This window comes from Brevundimonas sp. (assembly GCF_041911375.1).
Taxonomy (GTDB): Bacteria; Pseudomonadota; Alphaproteobacteria; order Caulobacterales; family Caulobacteraceae; genus Brevundimonas.
The window spans coordinates 190176-204470 of record NZ_JAYRPA010000025.1; the positions used below are offsets into that span (position 1 = coordinate 190176).

Consider the following 14295-nt stretch of genomic DNA (forward strand, 5'->3'; position numbering starts at 1 on the left):
GCCGCGTCGGGGTTTATAAGGGCCTCGCTTACGGACCCCTCCCCCATGACCTCCCCTTCCTCGACCGTCGTCACCCGCTTCGCCCCTTCGCCGACCGGCTACCTTCACATTGGAGGCGCTCGGACCGCGCTTTTCAACTGGCTGTACGCGAAGGCGCACGCAGGGCGTTTTCTGATCCGGGTGGAGGACACCGACCGGGAGCGCTCCACCGATGACGCCGTCAAGGCCATCTTCGACGGCTTGAGCTGGCTGGAGCTGTTCGCCGACGACGAGCCCGTATTTCAGTTCAGCCGCGCAGACCGCCACCGCGAGGTGGTGGACCAGCTGCTGGAGACCGGTCACGCGTATCGCGACTTCACCTCCGCGGAAGAGACCGGCCGCCTGCGCGACGTCGCAAAGGCCGAGAAGCGCGCCTTCGAATCGCCCTGGCGCGACCGCGCGCCGACCGTCGACGACCTGGCCCTGCCCCACGTGGTGCGCTTCCGCCGGCCGCAATCCACGACCGTCACGGTCCCGGACCAGGTCCAGGGCGATGTCAGCTGGTCGACCGACGATCTGGATGATCTGGTGCTGCTGCGTTCCGACGGCGCGCCGACCTACAATCTCGCGGTCGTCGTGGACGACCATGACATGGGCGTGACGCACGTCATTCGCGGCGACGACCACTTGAACAACGCCGCACGTCAGAGCCTGATCTATGACGCTTTGGGGTGGCCGCGACCGACCTTCGCCCACATTCCCCTGATCCACGGGCCCGACGGCGCCAAGCTGTCCAAGCGGCACGGGGCCCAGGCGGTGCATGAATACGCCGAGATGGGCTATCTGCCCGAGGCCATGCGCAACTATCTGGCCCGCCTGGGCTGGGCGCACGGCGACGACGAACTGTTCAGCGACGAGCAGGCGATTCAGTGGTTCGATTTCAAGGGTATCGGCAAGGCGCCGGCACGGCTCGATTTCGACAAGCTGGCGCACGTCAACGCCCACTGGCTGCGGCTGGCGGACGACGAGCGGCTGGCCAAGCTGGCGCTCGACATCCACCTGCAGCGGGGTCACGCCCTGCGCGAAGACGACGAGACGCGCCTCCAGAGGGCCATGCCCTTCGTCAAAGACCGCGCCAAGACCGTTCTCGAACTCGTTGATCAGACGCAATTTGTCCTGAAGGCCCGACCGCTGGCTCAGGATGACAAGGGCGCCGCCCTGCTATCGGGCGAAACGATGGATCGCCTGGGCCGCCTGCGGGATCGGCTGGCGCTGTTCCAGTCCTGGGATGTCTTCGCCCTGGAGGCCGAGCTGAAGGTGTTCGCCGAGGCGGAAGGCGTGGGCTTCGGCAAGATCGGCCCGCCCATGCGCGCCGCCCTTACCGCCGGGTCAACTTCACCCGATATCGCTCGCACCTTGGCCGCGCTCGGTCGCGACGAAAGTCTCGGGCGCTTGGATGACGCGCTGCAACAGACTAAGTGACACCCACAAACCAGACCGCGCCCGACGCCTCCCCGCGCCCGGACGTCATATTGCAAAGGGGCATTGATGACTGACCAAGCCAAAACCGCCACCCTCGAGTTCGAGGGCAAGAGGGTCGATCTGCCGGTTCTGTCGGGTTCGACCGGCCCGGACGTTATCGACATCCGCAAGCTCTACGGCGGCACGGGCGCCTTCACCTTCGATCCGGGCTTCACCTCGACCGCCTCGTGCGAGTCGGGCCTGACCTACATCGACGGCGACGCCGGCGTGCTGCTGCACCGCGGCTATCCGATCGACCAGCTGGCGTCGAAATCGAACTTCGTCGAGGTGTGCCACCTGCTGCTGCACGGCGAACTGCCGACCGCCGCGCAGTACGAGAAGTTCGAAAACAGCATCACCATGCACACGATGCTGCACAGCCAGTTCGACCGCTTCTTCGAGGGCTTCCGTCGCGACGCCCACCCGATGGCGATCATGGTCGGCACCGTCGGCGCCCTTTCGGCCTTCTACCACGACAGCCTGGACATCCACGATCCGATCCAGCGCGACATCTCGGCCATCCGACTGATCGCCAAGATGCCGACGATCGCTGCGCGCGCCTACAAGTACCACATCGGCCAGCCGTTCGTTTCGCCGCGCAACGACCTGTCCTACGCCGAGAACTTCCTGCGGATGTGCTTCGCCGTGCCGGCCGAGGATTACCACGTGGATCCGGCCCTGGTTCGCGCCATGGACCGCATCTTCATCCTGCACGCCGACCACGAGCAGAACGCCTCGACCTCGACCGTCCGCTTGGCCGGCTCGTCGGGCGCCAACCCGTTCGCCTGCATCGCCGCCGGCATCGCCTGCCTGTGGGGCCCGTCGCACGGCGGCGCCAACGAGGAAGCGCTGACCATGCTCCGGGAGATCGGGACCCCGGACAAGATTCCGGAGTTCATCCAGGGCGTGAAGGACCGCAAGTTCAAGCTGATGGGCTTCGGCCACCGCGTCTACAAGAACTATGACCCGCGCGCCAAGGTCATGCAGCAGTCGGCCTATGAGGTCCTGGCCGCGACGGGCCGCGAGAACGACCCGCTGTTCCAGGTCGCCAAGGAGCTGGAGAAGGTCGCGCTGCAGGACGAATATTTCACCTCGCGCAAGCTGTTCCCGAACGTCGACTTCTATTCCGGCATCACCCTGTCGGCGATGGGCTTCCCCACCACCATGTTCACGGTCCTGTTCGCCCTGGCCCGCACCGTGGGCTGGATCGCCCAGTGGCAGGAAATGATGGCCGACCCGTCGCAGAAGATCGGCCGCCCGCGTCAGCTGTACACCGGCCCGACCGAGCGCGACTATGTGACGATCGACCAGCGCGGCTGATCGTCGAAGTCATCAGACAGAAAACGCCGGGGAGCGATCCCCGGCGTTTTTCTTGCGCTAGCGGGACGCCTTTGCGGCGATGACACGCAGCACGGCGTTGGCCGCCAGCTCCGACGGATCCGGGCCGCCCCGCCCCATCAGCTCCAGCGCCGCCGTCTGTCGTCGCGCCTGATCCGCGGCCGCCTCGGGGTCGGCCAGCAGTCGACCGACCGCCGCCGACAGCTTTTCCGGCGTGGCGTCGTTCTGGATGAACTCCGGCGCGATCCGCTCGTCGGCGGCCACATTGAACAGAGTGATGTGTTTCGCCGTCACCAGCCGCTTCATCAGCAGGTAGCTGAGGCCGTCGATCCGATAGGCGATGACCATGGGCACGCCCGCCAACGCCAGTTCGGTCGAAACGGTGCCGCTGGTCGCCAGGGCCGCCGTAGCGGCGCGCATGGCGTCGTATTTCTCGGCCTCGCTGACCAGGTGCACGCGGAAGGGCCAGGCGGCCACGCGGCCCGCGACGTCCTTCGCCACCGTGCCCGCGGCGACCACGGCGACTTCCAGCGCCGGATCGGCCGCCTTCAGCTTTCGGATGGCCGCCTCATAGACGGGCGTCATCCGTCCGATCTCGCTGGGCCGGCTGCCGGGCAGCACGAGCAGCAGGCGGGCGCCGGCGTCCATGCCGCGCTGCGCACGGAAGGCGGCCCCGTCGGCGCCGCTCATGTCCACGTGCAGCGCCGGAGAGCCCACGACGGTCGTCTTCAGCCCCTCGCGCTCGAACCAGGGCGCATCGAAGCTGTAAAGCGCCAGCAGATGATCCACGGCGCCGGCCAGCGTCTTCGCCCGACCGGGCCGGGACGCCCAGACCTGCGGGCCCACATATTTGATCAGCGGCACGTCCGGGCGGGCGGCGCGGATCGCCTGGGCGACGCGAATGGTGAAGCCCCAGCTGTCGATCAGGACCACGGCGTCCGGCGTCTCGCGTGCGGCCAGGGCGGCGGTCTCGGCCACCCGCGCCTTGACCTTGCCATAGGCGCGCAGGCCTTCGATCCAGCCCAGGATGGACAATTCCGCGATGTCGAACGGACTGGCGACGCCCTCGGCCGCCATGCGCGGCCCGCCGACGCCGACGAAGACGACATCGTCGCCTAGCCGCGCCCTCAACGCCTTGGCCAGGCCCGCACCCAGGGCGTCACCCGAGGCCTCGGCCGCGACCAGCATGATCTTCAGCGGCCGGCTCATCGCGTCTCGCCCCACACATAGAGGCCCAGCCGGTCCGCCGCAGCGATTATGGCGGCCCGGTCGATCAGGATCAGCCGTCCGGCCACCCCGCCGATGCCGGCCAGACCCGCCGCCGCCGCCAGCTCGATCGTGCGCGGCCCGATCACCGGCATATCGACCCGCAGGTCTTGGATCGGCTTGGGCGCCTTGCCCAGCGCGCCCTTCAACGCCCCGGTCGCGCCGCGCAGATCGGCAGGAAGACCGGCGACGCGGGCCAGCATGGCGTCGGTCCCCTCCTGCGCCTCGACCGCCAGAACCAGGCCGTCGCAGACGACCGCGCCCTGCCCGATGTCCAGTTCACCAGACTTTTCCGCGACGTGCAGCGCTTTCCTCAGATCATCCAGCTGCTCTGGCGTGGGACTGATGCGCCCCAGGGGCCCCGCCGCCAGCGTCTCGCCGCCCAGGATGTCGTCTGCCCCTTCCACGGCGAAGCCTTCCGCCTCGAACAGCGACAGGATCTTGCGCAGCAGGGCGTCGTCGCCCTTCGCCGCCGCCGCCACGATGCCCGGAAGCAGAGTGGCGCCTTTGAAGTCCGGCTTCAGGCTCTTGAAATCCGGCCGATTGACGATCCCCGCCAGGCAGACGGCGGCGCACCCCTCGGCCTTCAAGGCCTTCAGGATGGCGCCGATCTGCGCCATGCCGAAGTCGGCGCCGGGCCAGCGGATCAGGTGTGGATCGGCGAAGCCTTCCAGGCGCACGACATAGACGGCTCGGCCCTCCGCCTCGCACCGCTGGGCCACCTCCGCCGGCAGGTCGCCGCCGCCGGCGATCAGTCCCAGCTTGCCGGCCGCGCTCATTCCGCGTTCGGCAGGCACAGGGGCCGACGGCCGCCGTCGCGGATGAAGGCGATGATCTCCATGATCTCGGGCAGGTCGGCATAGCGTCCGGCCACGCTGTCGATGCGCCCGGCGAACTCGCCCTCGCCTTCGAACAGGTCGCGGTATGCGGCCAGAAGCCGTCGAACCTGGTCCTTGCCGTAACCCTTGCGCTTGAGCCCGATCAGGTTCAGCCCGCGCAGGCGCGCATGATTGCCCCAGGCCGAGCCGTAGGGAATGACATCGCGCGTCACGGCCGCCAGGCCGCCGATGATCGCTCCCTGCCCCACGCGCCCGTTCTGGTGGACGGCGCACAGGCCGCCCAGAAAGACCTTGTCCCCGACCTGGGCGTGCCCTCCCAGGGTGGCGTTGTTGGCCATGACGACATTGTCCCCGACCACGCAGTCATGCCCGATGTGCGCGCCTGTCATGAACAGGCCGTTCGATCCGACCACGGTCACGCCCGCGCCCTGTGGCGTGCCACGGTTGAAGGTGCAGTGTTCGCGGATCAGGTTGTTTTCGCCGATCTCCAGCCGCACCGGCTCGCCCTTGTAGCCGTTGTGCTGCGGATCGCCGCCAATGACGGCGAAGGGATGGATGATGGTGCCGGCTCCGACCATCGTGTCCTGCTGGACCACCACATGGCTGGCCAGCCGCACGCCCTGGTCCAGGGTGACGCGCGGTCCTACCGTGCACCACGGCCCGACCTCCACGCCGTCGGCCAGGCGCGCGGACGGATCGACCAGCGCGGTCGGATGCACCGACATCAGGCCGTCGGCTCCGGCACGGTCACGACCATGGCCATGAATTCGGCCTCGGCCGCCAGCTTGCCGTCGATGAAGGTCTCGCCGCGGAACTTGTAGGCGTCGCCCCGCGCCTTGATGACCTTGACCTCCATGCGCAGTTGATCGCCCGGCCGCGCCGGCTTGCGGAAGCGGACGCCGTCGATCGACATGAACATGATGACCTTGTCGGCCACCGCGACGTCCAGCGACTTGGACATCAGCAGTGCCCCCGTCTGGGCCATGGCCTCGACGATCAGAACGCCGGGCATGACCGGATCGATCGGGAAGTGCCCGGGAAAGAAGGGCTCGTTGTGAGTGATGTTCTTGACGCCCACGATCGAGGTGGCCGCCACGAAGTCCTCGGCCTTGTCGACCAGCAGGAAGGGATAGCGGTGCGGCAGTCGCCGCATCACCTCGGCGTAGTCGATCTTGTCGCCGCCTGACGTCGCGTCGCTCATCCCTATGATTCCTTCGGGCCCATTTTCGAAGCGGCCTGTTTGGCGAGCCATACGGTCTCGCGCAAGAACTGTCGGATCGGGCGGGCCGGATAACCGGACCAGGTCTCGCCCGCCGGAATGTCGGCCAGGACCCCGGCGCCGGCCGCCACGCGCGCGCCTTCGCCGATGGTGATGTGGTCGCCAATGCCGGCCTTGCCGCCGAAGACGACGTTGTCTCCGCTGGTCACCGAGCCCGATATGCCGGTGTTTGCGGCCATCAGATTATTGCGGCCGATGGCGCAGTTGTGGCCGATCATCACCAGATTATCAATCTTGGTGTTCTCGCCGATGACGGTGTCGTCATAGGCGCCGCGGTCGATGCAGCTGTTGGCGCCCACGGTCACGCCGTCCTGCAGGACGACCCGACCCAGCTGCGGAATGTCCATCACGCCGCCCGCCGTGCCGGTCGCCCCGAATCCCGCTTCGCCGATACGGGCCCCGGCGTACAGCTTGACCCGATCACCAATCAGGGCGAAGCCGACGGTGACGTTTGAGCCGATGACGCAGTCGCGGCCGATCTGAACGCCCTGTCCGATCACCGTGTTGGCGCCGATGCGCGAGCCCCGACCGATCCGGACGCCTTCGCCCAGAACCGCGCCGGGCTCGACGACCACGCTGTCGTCTTCCGCCGCCTCGGCGGCGGTGATCGCTCTGTCCAAGGTCAACGGCCGATGAAGCAGCAGCGAAGCCTGGGCCCAGGCCGCCTGCGGCGACCGGGCCACGATCACGGCGGCGTCCGCCGGGGCGGAGGAGACAGCTTCCGCCGACACGATCACGCAGCCGGCCTTCGTGGCCGCCAACGCCGCAGCGAATTTTCGATCGCCCAGAAACGCGATCGCGCCCTCGTCCGCGGAGGACAAGGGCGCGACGGAAGCGATGACCCGCTCCCCGCCCCTCTCGACCTGCCCTCCGATCCTGTCCGCCAGCTCGGCGACGGTCAGGGACGGCAGGGTCTTGAAGAAGCGGGGATCCGGCATATCGGCCTAGTTGGCGGCGGCCGGCTGTTGCGGTTGCTGCGCGGGCACCGCCATGCGGTTGAAGCTGAGCGTCGGCAGGGCCGTGTTCAGGCGCTGGATCACCAGGTCCGTCACGTCGTGCGCCGGGTTCATCATGAAGACGCTTTCGCGGTCCAGCATCAGGCCGCAGCCGCGCTCCTGATAGACGGCCACCAGGATCGGCGACACGGCTTCCGTGATCGCCTGGCGCTGCATGGCCAGGGTGTAGCGAAGCTCGTTCTCGCGGGTGCCTTCCAGCTGCTGCGCTTCCTGGGCGCGCTGCTGCAGGGCCTGGCGACGACGGTTCAGTTCGTCCGGCTGAAGCGTCGAGCCCGAGGTCTGGAGCTGCTGGGCTTCGGTCTGGAGCGACGTGGCGTAGGGCTGCAGTTCGGTCTGAACTTCCTGGGCCAGCTGCTGCATGCGCGCCTCGACCGCCTGGCCGGCCGACGACTGCGCGAACAGACGGGCGTTGTGATAGACGCACACGCCGGGGATCTGCGGGCCCGGGTTCTGCGGCGCGGCCGCCTGCTGGGCCGAGGCGGCGCTGGCGACAAGCGAAGCGGCCGCGGCGATGGTGATGGCGATGGTCTTCATGGTCTTTCCTCGTGCGGTCTGACAGGCGCCGCGATTAGAACTGGGTGGAGGTCGAGAAGCGGAAGGATTCCGTCTTGTCGTAGTCTTCCTTGGCGAGCACCTTGGAGATGTCGAAGCGGATCGGGCCCATCGGCGAGCGCCAGTGAATGCTGATGCCGGCGGAGGCGCGCAGGGACAGCTCGTCCACGATGGTGGCGTCGGGCGTTCCGGCGGACGTCAGCGTGTAGCGGTCATCCAGCGCACCCAGGGTGCCGACGTCGGCGAACAGCGACGTCTTGATGCCGTACTGCTCGGGCAGATAGTTGGGCACGGTCAGTTCGACGGTCCCGATGGCGTAGAAGTTGCCGCCCAGGGCATCGGTCGTATCGAGGTCACGCGGACCCATGCCGGCCGTCTCGAAGCCGCGGAAGCTGTTGCCGCCCTTGAAGAAGCGGTCGTTGATCCGGATCGGATCGCCGTTCCAGCCGCTGACATAGCCCGTCGAGCCCTGCAGGCTGACGACCCATTCGGGCGTGATGCCGTAGTAGTAGCTGGCGTCGGCTTCGGTGCGCACGTAATTCACGTCGCCGCCGAGGCCCGCGAAATCCTGACGGAGCGAGCCCGCCCAGCCGCGCGTCGGGCGCACCGGGTCGTTGGTGCGGTTGACCTGCAGCGTGTAGCCGACCGACGAGTTCAGATAGCTGCCGACCTGGTCGCACAGCGCCGACGAACCGAAGCCGCCGGAGTCGCAGTAGCTGTTCGGTACGATGATCTCGTCGCTCTTCAGGAAGTAGCGCGCGCTGAACAGGGTGTAGCCGTTCAGCGGATAGCTCAGCCGCAGGCCGCCGCCCGTCGAGCGATAGTCGTACGAGGAATATTCGCTGAGATCGTAGCGCGAGTGGAAAAGGTCGAAGCCGGCGCGCAGATCACGTCCCAGGAACTTCGGCTCGGTGAAGCGGAAGTCAACCTGCTGCCGCAGCGATCCCCACTCCAGCCGGGCCACCACGTTCTGGCCGCGACCACGGAAGTTGCGCTCGGAAATGCCCAGGTTCACCGTGAAGGAGTCCACCGAGCTGAAGCCCGCCCCGACCGACAGTTCGCCCGTCGGCTGTTCGGAGACGTTGACGTTGATCACCGAACGGTCCGGCGCGCTGCCGCGCTCTTCGGCCACGGTGACGTCGCTGAAGAAGCCCAGCGCCCGCAGATTGTTGCGCGACCGCTCCATCAGGGCGCGGTTGAAGGCGTCGCCTTCCGTCAGCATCAGCTCACGCCGGATGACGGGGTCGATGGTGCGGGTGTTGCCGACGACATTGATCCGGTCGACGTAGACGCGCTGGCCCTCCGAGACGTTGAAGGTGACGTCGACGGTGTCGGTGTCGGGATTGGCGCGATAGGTCGGATTGATCTCGACGAAGGCGTAGCCGGCCGAGCCCGCAGCGAAGGTCAGGGCGTCGACGGCGCTCTCGATCTTGTCGCTCTCGTACAGGTCGCCCGTGCGGATCGGCACCAGCGCCTTCAGGAAGTCGGCGTTCAGGCGATCGTTCTCGGTGACCACGGTCACCTCGCCGAAGTTGTACCGATCGCCCTCGTCCATCGTCAGGGTGATCTGGAACGCCTGGTCGTCCGGCTGAAGCTCGGCGACCGAGGAGACGATGCGGAAATCGTAGTAGCCGCGGTTGGTGTAGAACTTCCGCAGTTGCTCCTGGTCGTATTCCAGGCGGTTGGGATCGTAGTTGTCGTTGCTGGAGAAAAACTTCCACCACTGCGACCGCTCGGTCACCATGACGCCGCGGATGTCGTTGTCGGAGAAGGCGTCGTTGCCCAGGACGTTGACGGCGCTGATCCCCGTCTGACGTCCCTCGTTGATCTCGAAGATCACGTCGACGCGGTTCTGCTCCAGTTGGACCAGCTTGGGCGTCACCGTGGCCGAGATGCGGCCTTGCAGACGATAAAGTTCGACGATCGCGCCCACGTCCTCCTGGACCTTGGCGCGCGTGTAGATGCCGCGCGGCTTGATCGTGACCTCTTCCGTCAGCTTGTCTTCCGACAGCGCGCTGTTCCCCTCGAACACCACCTGGTTGATGATCGGGTTCTCGACGATGGTGACGATCAGATCGCCGTTCTGAACGCCCAGCTGGACGTTCGCGAACAGGCCGGTCCGCGAAAGGGTGCGGACCGCGACATCCAGGACGGCCGCGTCGACGGTGTCGCCGGGACGGATCGGCAGGTACGACAGGACCGTCGTCTGGTCGATGCGCTGGGCGCCCTGCACGACGATGCGGTTAACGACCAGCGACTCCGGCGCGACCACCTCGACGCGCGGCGGCTGCTCGGCGCTGGCGGGCGGTTGCGGGGCGGGGGTCGCCGGCGCGGTCTGCGCCAGAGCCGGCGCACCGAGGCCGGCCGCAACGAACAGCGCCATCAGGCTGGAACGGGCGCTCAGTCGGACGGCGGCGCGGGTCTTCATGTCGATCATTCGGGAAACCATCGGGGGCTGGCGTCGGCTCAACTGACGAGCCCGCCGAGGAATTGGAAGAGGTTGAGCTTCTGCAGGTCGTTCCACGTCGCGAACAGCATGAATCCCGCCAGCAAAGCAAGCCCGACCCGGTAGCCCGCCTCCTGGAACCGGGCGGCGACCGGCCGCCGCGCCACCGCCTCATAGGCGTAAAAGACGAGATGGCCGCCGTCCAGCACAGGAATGGGCAAGAGGTTTAGAAAGCCGATTCCGATCGAAAGTATGGCGGCGAGGTTGATCAGCGTCAGACCCAGGTTCAGCGCGGTCGCCGTCGGATCGGGATTGGCCTGCACGGCCATGTTGGTCAGCGACCCGCTGGCCTTGGCGATGCCGATCGGGCCGCTCAGCTGGTCGCCGGACTCCCGCCCCGTCAGCAGTCGGCCCAGATAGGTGACGGTGGAGCCGATCACGTCGATCGTCTGCCTGGCGCCGGCGCCGACGGCCTCCAGCGGCCCATACCGGACATGGCGGACGTCTTCGCGGCGGGCTTCCAGCAGCACGCCGATGCGGCCCACCTGGATGCGGCCGGCGATGGGATCGTTCTCCGTGCGCCGCTGCGGCGTCGCGGTCAGCTGGACCTGTCCGCCGCCGCGTTCGACGGTGAAGCGCAACGGATCCCCGCTGCTCAGCATCACGGCGCGCGTGACCTCCGAGGAATCCTCGATGGCGCGTCCGTTCACCGCCGTGATCAGATCCCCCGGCTGGAAGCCGGCGACGGCGGCGGGCGATCCGGCCTGGACCTGCCCCACCCGCGCCGGCGTCATCTGCGCGCCCATCGTCATGAACAGGATGGCGAACACGGTGATCGCCAGGATGAAGTTGGCGACCGGTCCCGCGGCGACGATCAGCGCCCGCTGCCACACGGGTTTGAAATGGTAGTAGTCGCGCACCGCCGCGGGGCCTTCCTGGGCCACGACCCGTTGCCGCAGCTCGGCCAGTCCGGCCTGGTCCGGCACGCTGGAGGCGTCCAGATCGCCCGAGAACTTGACGTACCCGCCCGCCGGGATCCATCCCAGGCGCCATTCGATGCCGCTGCGGTCGACGCGGCTGAACAGGGGCCGCCCGAAGCCGATGGCGAAGCGGTCGACCTTCACGCCGAAGGCCCGCGCCACCAGGAAATGGCCCAGTTCGTGGATGGTGACGATGAACGTCAGCACCAGCAGGAACGGCACGATATAGGTCAGGACCTGCCCAAGGACGCCTAGCATCGACAAATGGTCTCCCCGCAGGACTTCACGCCGCTTTGGCGAGATCGGAGACGATGGACCGGGCCAGCCCGCGCGCCTCGACATCGACCGAAAGGGCCGCGCCGCAGGCGTCGCCGGAACCAAAGGTCATCCCCGACTTCGTCGCGCGCTCAAGGGTTTCGGCGACGACTGCGGCAATATTGAGAAAGCTCAGCTTTCGGTCAAGGAAAGCCAGGGCCGCGACCTCGTTGGCCGCGTTGAAGATGGCCGGGGCCGCCCCGCCCGCGCGCAACGCCTCTCGCGCCAGCCGCAGCGCGGGAAACCGCTCCGTGTCCGGCGCCTCGAACGTCAGTTTCCCCAGCGCCGGCAGGTCCAGCGGCGGCGCAGGCCATTCGATCCGATCAGGCCACGCCAGGGCGCAAGCGATGGGCGTGCGCATGTCGGGCGGCCCCATCTGCGCCAGCGTCGAACCGTCCACATACTCGACCAGGCTATGGATGATCGATTCCGGATGGACCACCACGTCGATGCGGTGCTCTGGCATGGAGAAAAGATAGGCCGCCTCGATCATCTCCAGGCCCTTGTTGGCCATGGTGGCGCTGTCGACGGAGATCTTGGCGCCCATGCTCCAGTTCGGATGCGCCACGGCCTGTTCGGGCGTGATGGCGCCCATCCGGGCTGCGGGCGTCTGGCGGAACGGTCCGCCTGACGCCGTCAGGACCAACTTGGCCACCCGTTCCGGGGCCTCCGCCGGAAACACCTGGAAGATGGCCGAGTGTTCCGAGTCGACGGGGATCAGCCGCCCGCCTGCGGCGCGCACCCGCTCGATCAACGCCGGACCGCAACAGACCAGGCTTTCCTTGTTGGCCAGCGCCAGGATCGCGCTCGTTCCCGCCGCCGCCCACGCCGACTTCAGCCCGGCCGAGCCGACGATCGCCGCCATGGTCCAGTCGACGGGACGCTGCGCGGCCTCGACGACGGCCGCCTCGCCCGCCGCGACGGCGACGCCTGTCCCCGCAAGGGCCCGCGTCAGCTCTTCAAGCCGCGCGGGATCCGCCGTGACCGCGATCCTGGGCCGCCAGCGGCGCGCCTGTTCGGCCAGCCGGGCGATGTTGCCGCCCCCGGTCAGCGCCTCCACTTCGAAGGCGCCGGTCCCGCACGCCTCGGCGCGCGCCATCAGGTCCAGCGTGGAGGATCCGACCGATCCGGTCGATCCCAGCACGGTCACACGACGCCGGATCATGATGCACGCTCGATCATCTGCACGGCCAAGCGGCCCACCGCCACGACGACGACGGCGAACATCAGCCCGTCCACCCGATCCAGAAGGCCGCCGTGGCCCGGGATCGTGTTGCCCGCATCCTTGACCCCGAACCGACGCTTCAGCGCCGATTCCCAAAGGTCGCCCGCCATCGTGGCCAGGGCGGCGGCCAGTCCCAGGACGGCGCCCCAGAACACCGTCAGCCGGCCCATGTCCAGCCAGGCGGCCATCACGGCGCCGGCGACCGCGCCCGCCAGGATCCCGCCGATGAAGCCGGACCAGGTCTTGTTGGGCGAGAATCGCGGCCACAGCTTGGGGCCCCCGAAGGTCGATCCCGCCAGATAGGCCAGGATGTCGGCCGACCAAGCCACGGCGAACACCAGCACCGTCCAGTGTAGGCCGACCGTGCTGTCCACGTCCCTGAGCCAGATCAGCAGGACAGCGGGCCAGCCGAGGTAGAGCACCCCATAGGCGGCGTCGAGCGCCTGTTGGCCCCGGCTGCGCGCATAGACGCCGGCGGCGGCGGCGCCGAATACCAGCATGATGAAGGCCACGGCCATCGCGCCGAAATGCGCGCTGACGACCGAGGCCACCAGGCCGAAGGTGACCGCGCCGCCCATCAGCCGCCGGGCGTGCGGCGCGCTCATCGCCGCCCATTCGAAGGCCAGGACCACACAGGCGGCGACCATCAGCGCCAGGAACCACACGCCCCCGGCCCAGGTGGCGGCCACGGCGGCCGGCGCCAGCACGAAGGCCGAGGCTGCGCGCAGCCCGATGTCGCGACCCTTGACCCCCATCAGGCGGTCACACGTTCGGACGCCAGTTCGCGACCGCCGAAGCGGCGCTCGCGCCGACGGTAGGCCTCGATCGCATCGGCCAAGGCTTCCGGGCCGTAGTCGGGCCACAGGATGTCCTGGAACACCAGTTCGGCGTAGGCGGATTCCCACAGCAGGAAGTTCGACAGCCTCTGCTCGCCGGACGTCCGCACGATCAGATCCAGCGGCGGCGATCCGGCCGTGGCCAGGCCGGCCTCCAGCGTGCGCTCGCTGAGCGGCTCCACCGTCTCTCCCGCCAGCAGACGTTCGGCATGTCGTCGCGCCGCGTCCACCAGATCGGCGCGCCCCCCGTAGTTGAAGGCCACCTGCAGCAGGAACCGATCGTTGTGGGCGGTCTGCGACTCGGCGCGGACGATGATGTCGGCGATGTCGGCCGGCAGGCCCTCGCGCCGCCCCAGGACGCGCAGCCGGACGCCCGCCTTTTCAAGCCGCGTCAGGTCGCTGGCCACATAGGTGCGGACCAGACCCATCAGGTCCGAGACCTCGTCCTCGGGCCGGCTCCAGTTCTCCGTCGAGAAGCCGAACACCGTAAGGCACTGCACGCCCAGCTTAGGCGCGGCCTCGATGGTCCGCTTCAGGGCCTGAACCCCTTCGCGGTGCCCCAGGGCGCGCGGCAGGCCCCGGCGTTTGGCCCAGCGGCCATTGCCGTCCATGATGATGGCGACATGGCGCGGCCCCTCGCCGCCCATCTGGGCTTCCGGACCTGAAGGCGCGGCCGTCATGCGATTGTCGATCCCCTCAGGTC

13 protein-coding genes are annotated in these 14295 nt (G+C 68.1%); 2 read left to right on the forward strand and 11 right to left on the reverse strand.

Annotated features, from left to right (window positions below):
- Positions 1 to 45 precede the first annotated feature (45 nt).
- Positions 46 to 1461 carry a glutamate--tRNA ligase gene (gene gltX / locus ACE3PU_RS06015; RefSeq protein WP_374387684.1) on the forward strand — a complete coding sequence of 472 codons (1416 nt, stop codon included), beginning with the start codon at positions 46 to 48 and terminating at the stop codon, positions 1459 to 1461.
- 66 nt (positions 1462 to 1527) lie between these two features.
- Positions 1528 to 2820, forward strand: a complete 1293-nt coding sequence (gene gltA / locus ACE3PU_RS06020; protein WP_374387686.1) for a citrate synthase — start codon at positions 1528 to 1530, stop codon at positions 2818 to 2820.
- 57 nt (positions 2821 to 2877) lie between these two features.
- On the opposite strand, the gene lpxB is transcribed toward gltA, so the two are convergent.
- The 11 genes from lpxB to uppS are packed head-to-tail and all read right to left on the reverse strand — an operon-like array spanning position 2878 to position 14272.
- Positions 2878 to 4047: a lipid-A-disaccharide synthase gene (gene lpxB / locus ACE3PU_RS06025; RefSeq protein WP_374387688.1), complete on the reverse strand. Its 1170-nt coding sequence runs from the start codon at positions 4045 to 4047 to the stop codon at positions 2878 to 2880.
- On the reverse strand, positions 4044 to 4883 hold the full coding sequence (locus ACE3PU_RS06030) for an LpxI family protein (RefSeq protein WP_374387690.1): 840 nt from the start codon (positions 4881 to 4883) through the stop codon (positions 4044 to 4046). The genes lpxB and ACE3PU_RS06030 overlap by 4 nt, the downstream gene beginning before the upstream one ends.
- Complete coding sequence (lpxA, locus tag ACE3PU_RS06035; RefSeq protein ID WP_374387692.1) at positions 4880 to 5668, reverse strand: acyl-ACP--UDP-N-acetylglucosamine O-acyltransferase; 789 nt, start codon at positions 5666 to 5668, stop codon at positions 4880 to 4882. The genes ACE3PU_RS06030 and lpxA overlap by 4 nt, the downstream gene beginning before the upstream one ends.
- Positions 5668 to 6144, reverse strand: a complete 477-nt coding sequence (gene fabZ, locus ACE3PU_RS06040; protein WP_374387694.1) for a 3-hydroxyacyl-ACP dehydratase FabZ — start codon at positions 6142 to 6144, stop codon at positions 5668 to 5670. The genes lpxA and fabZ overlap by 1 nt, the downstream gene beginning before the upstream one ends.
- A gap of 2 nt (positions 6145 to 6146) precedes the next feature.
- Positions 6147 to 7160, reverse strand: a complete 1014-nt coding sequence (gene lpxD, locus ACE3PU_RS06045) for a UDP-3-O-(3-hydroxymyristoyl)glucosamine N-acyltransferase (protein ID WP_374387696.1) — start codon at positions 7158 to 7160, stop codon at positions 6147 to 6149.
- Between the two features lie 6 nt (positions 7161 to 7166).
- Entirely contained in the window at positions 7167 to 7772 is a 606-nt protein-coding gene (locus tag ACE3PU_RS06050) for an OmpH family outer membrane protein (protein WP_374387698.1), read from the reverse strand.
- Positions 7773 to 7806: 34 nt separating this feature from the next.
- On the reverse strand, positions 7807 to 10227 hold the full coding sequence (gene bamA, locus ACE3PU_RS06055) for an outer membrane protein assembly factor BamA (RefSeq protein WP_374387700.1): 2421 nt from the start codon (positions 10225 to 10227) through the stop codon (positions 7807 to 7809).
- A 29-nt stretch (positions 10228 to 10256) separates the two neighbouring features.
- Complete coding sequence (rseP, locus tag ACE3PU_RS06060) at positions 10257 to 11474, reverse strand: RIP metalloprotease RseP (protein ID WP_374387702.1); 1218 nt, start codon at positions 11472 to 11474, stop codon at positions 10257 to 10259.
- 25 nt (positions 11475 to 11499) lie between these two features.
- Entirely contained in the window at positions 11500 to 12696 is a 1197-nt protein-coding gene (dxr, locus tag ACE3PU_RS06065; RefSeq protein ID WP_374387704.1) for a 1-deoxy-D-xylulose-5-phosphate reductoisomerase, read from the reverse strand.
- Positions 12693 to 13511, reverse strand: a complete 819-nt coding sequence (locus tag ACE3PU_RS06070) for a phosphatidate cytidylyltransferase (protein WP_374387706.1) — start codon at positions 13509 to 13511, stop codon at positions 12693 to 12695. Before ACE3PU_RS06070 ends, dxr begins: the two co-directional genes overlap by 4 nt.
- The gene (gene uppS, locus ACE3PU_RS06075; RefSeq protein ID WP_374387708.1) at positions 13511 to 14272 is read right to left on the reverse strand and encodes a polyprenyl diphosphate synthase; all 762 of its coding nucleotides are present in this window, start codon (positions 14270 to 14272) and stop codon (positions 13511 to 13513) included. Before uppS ends, ACE3PU_RS06070 begins: the two co-directional genes overlap by 1 nt.
- Positions 14273 to 14295 lie beyond the last annotated feature (23 nt).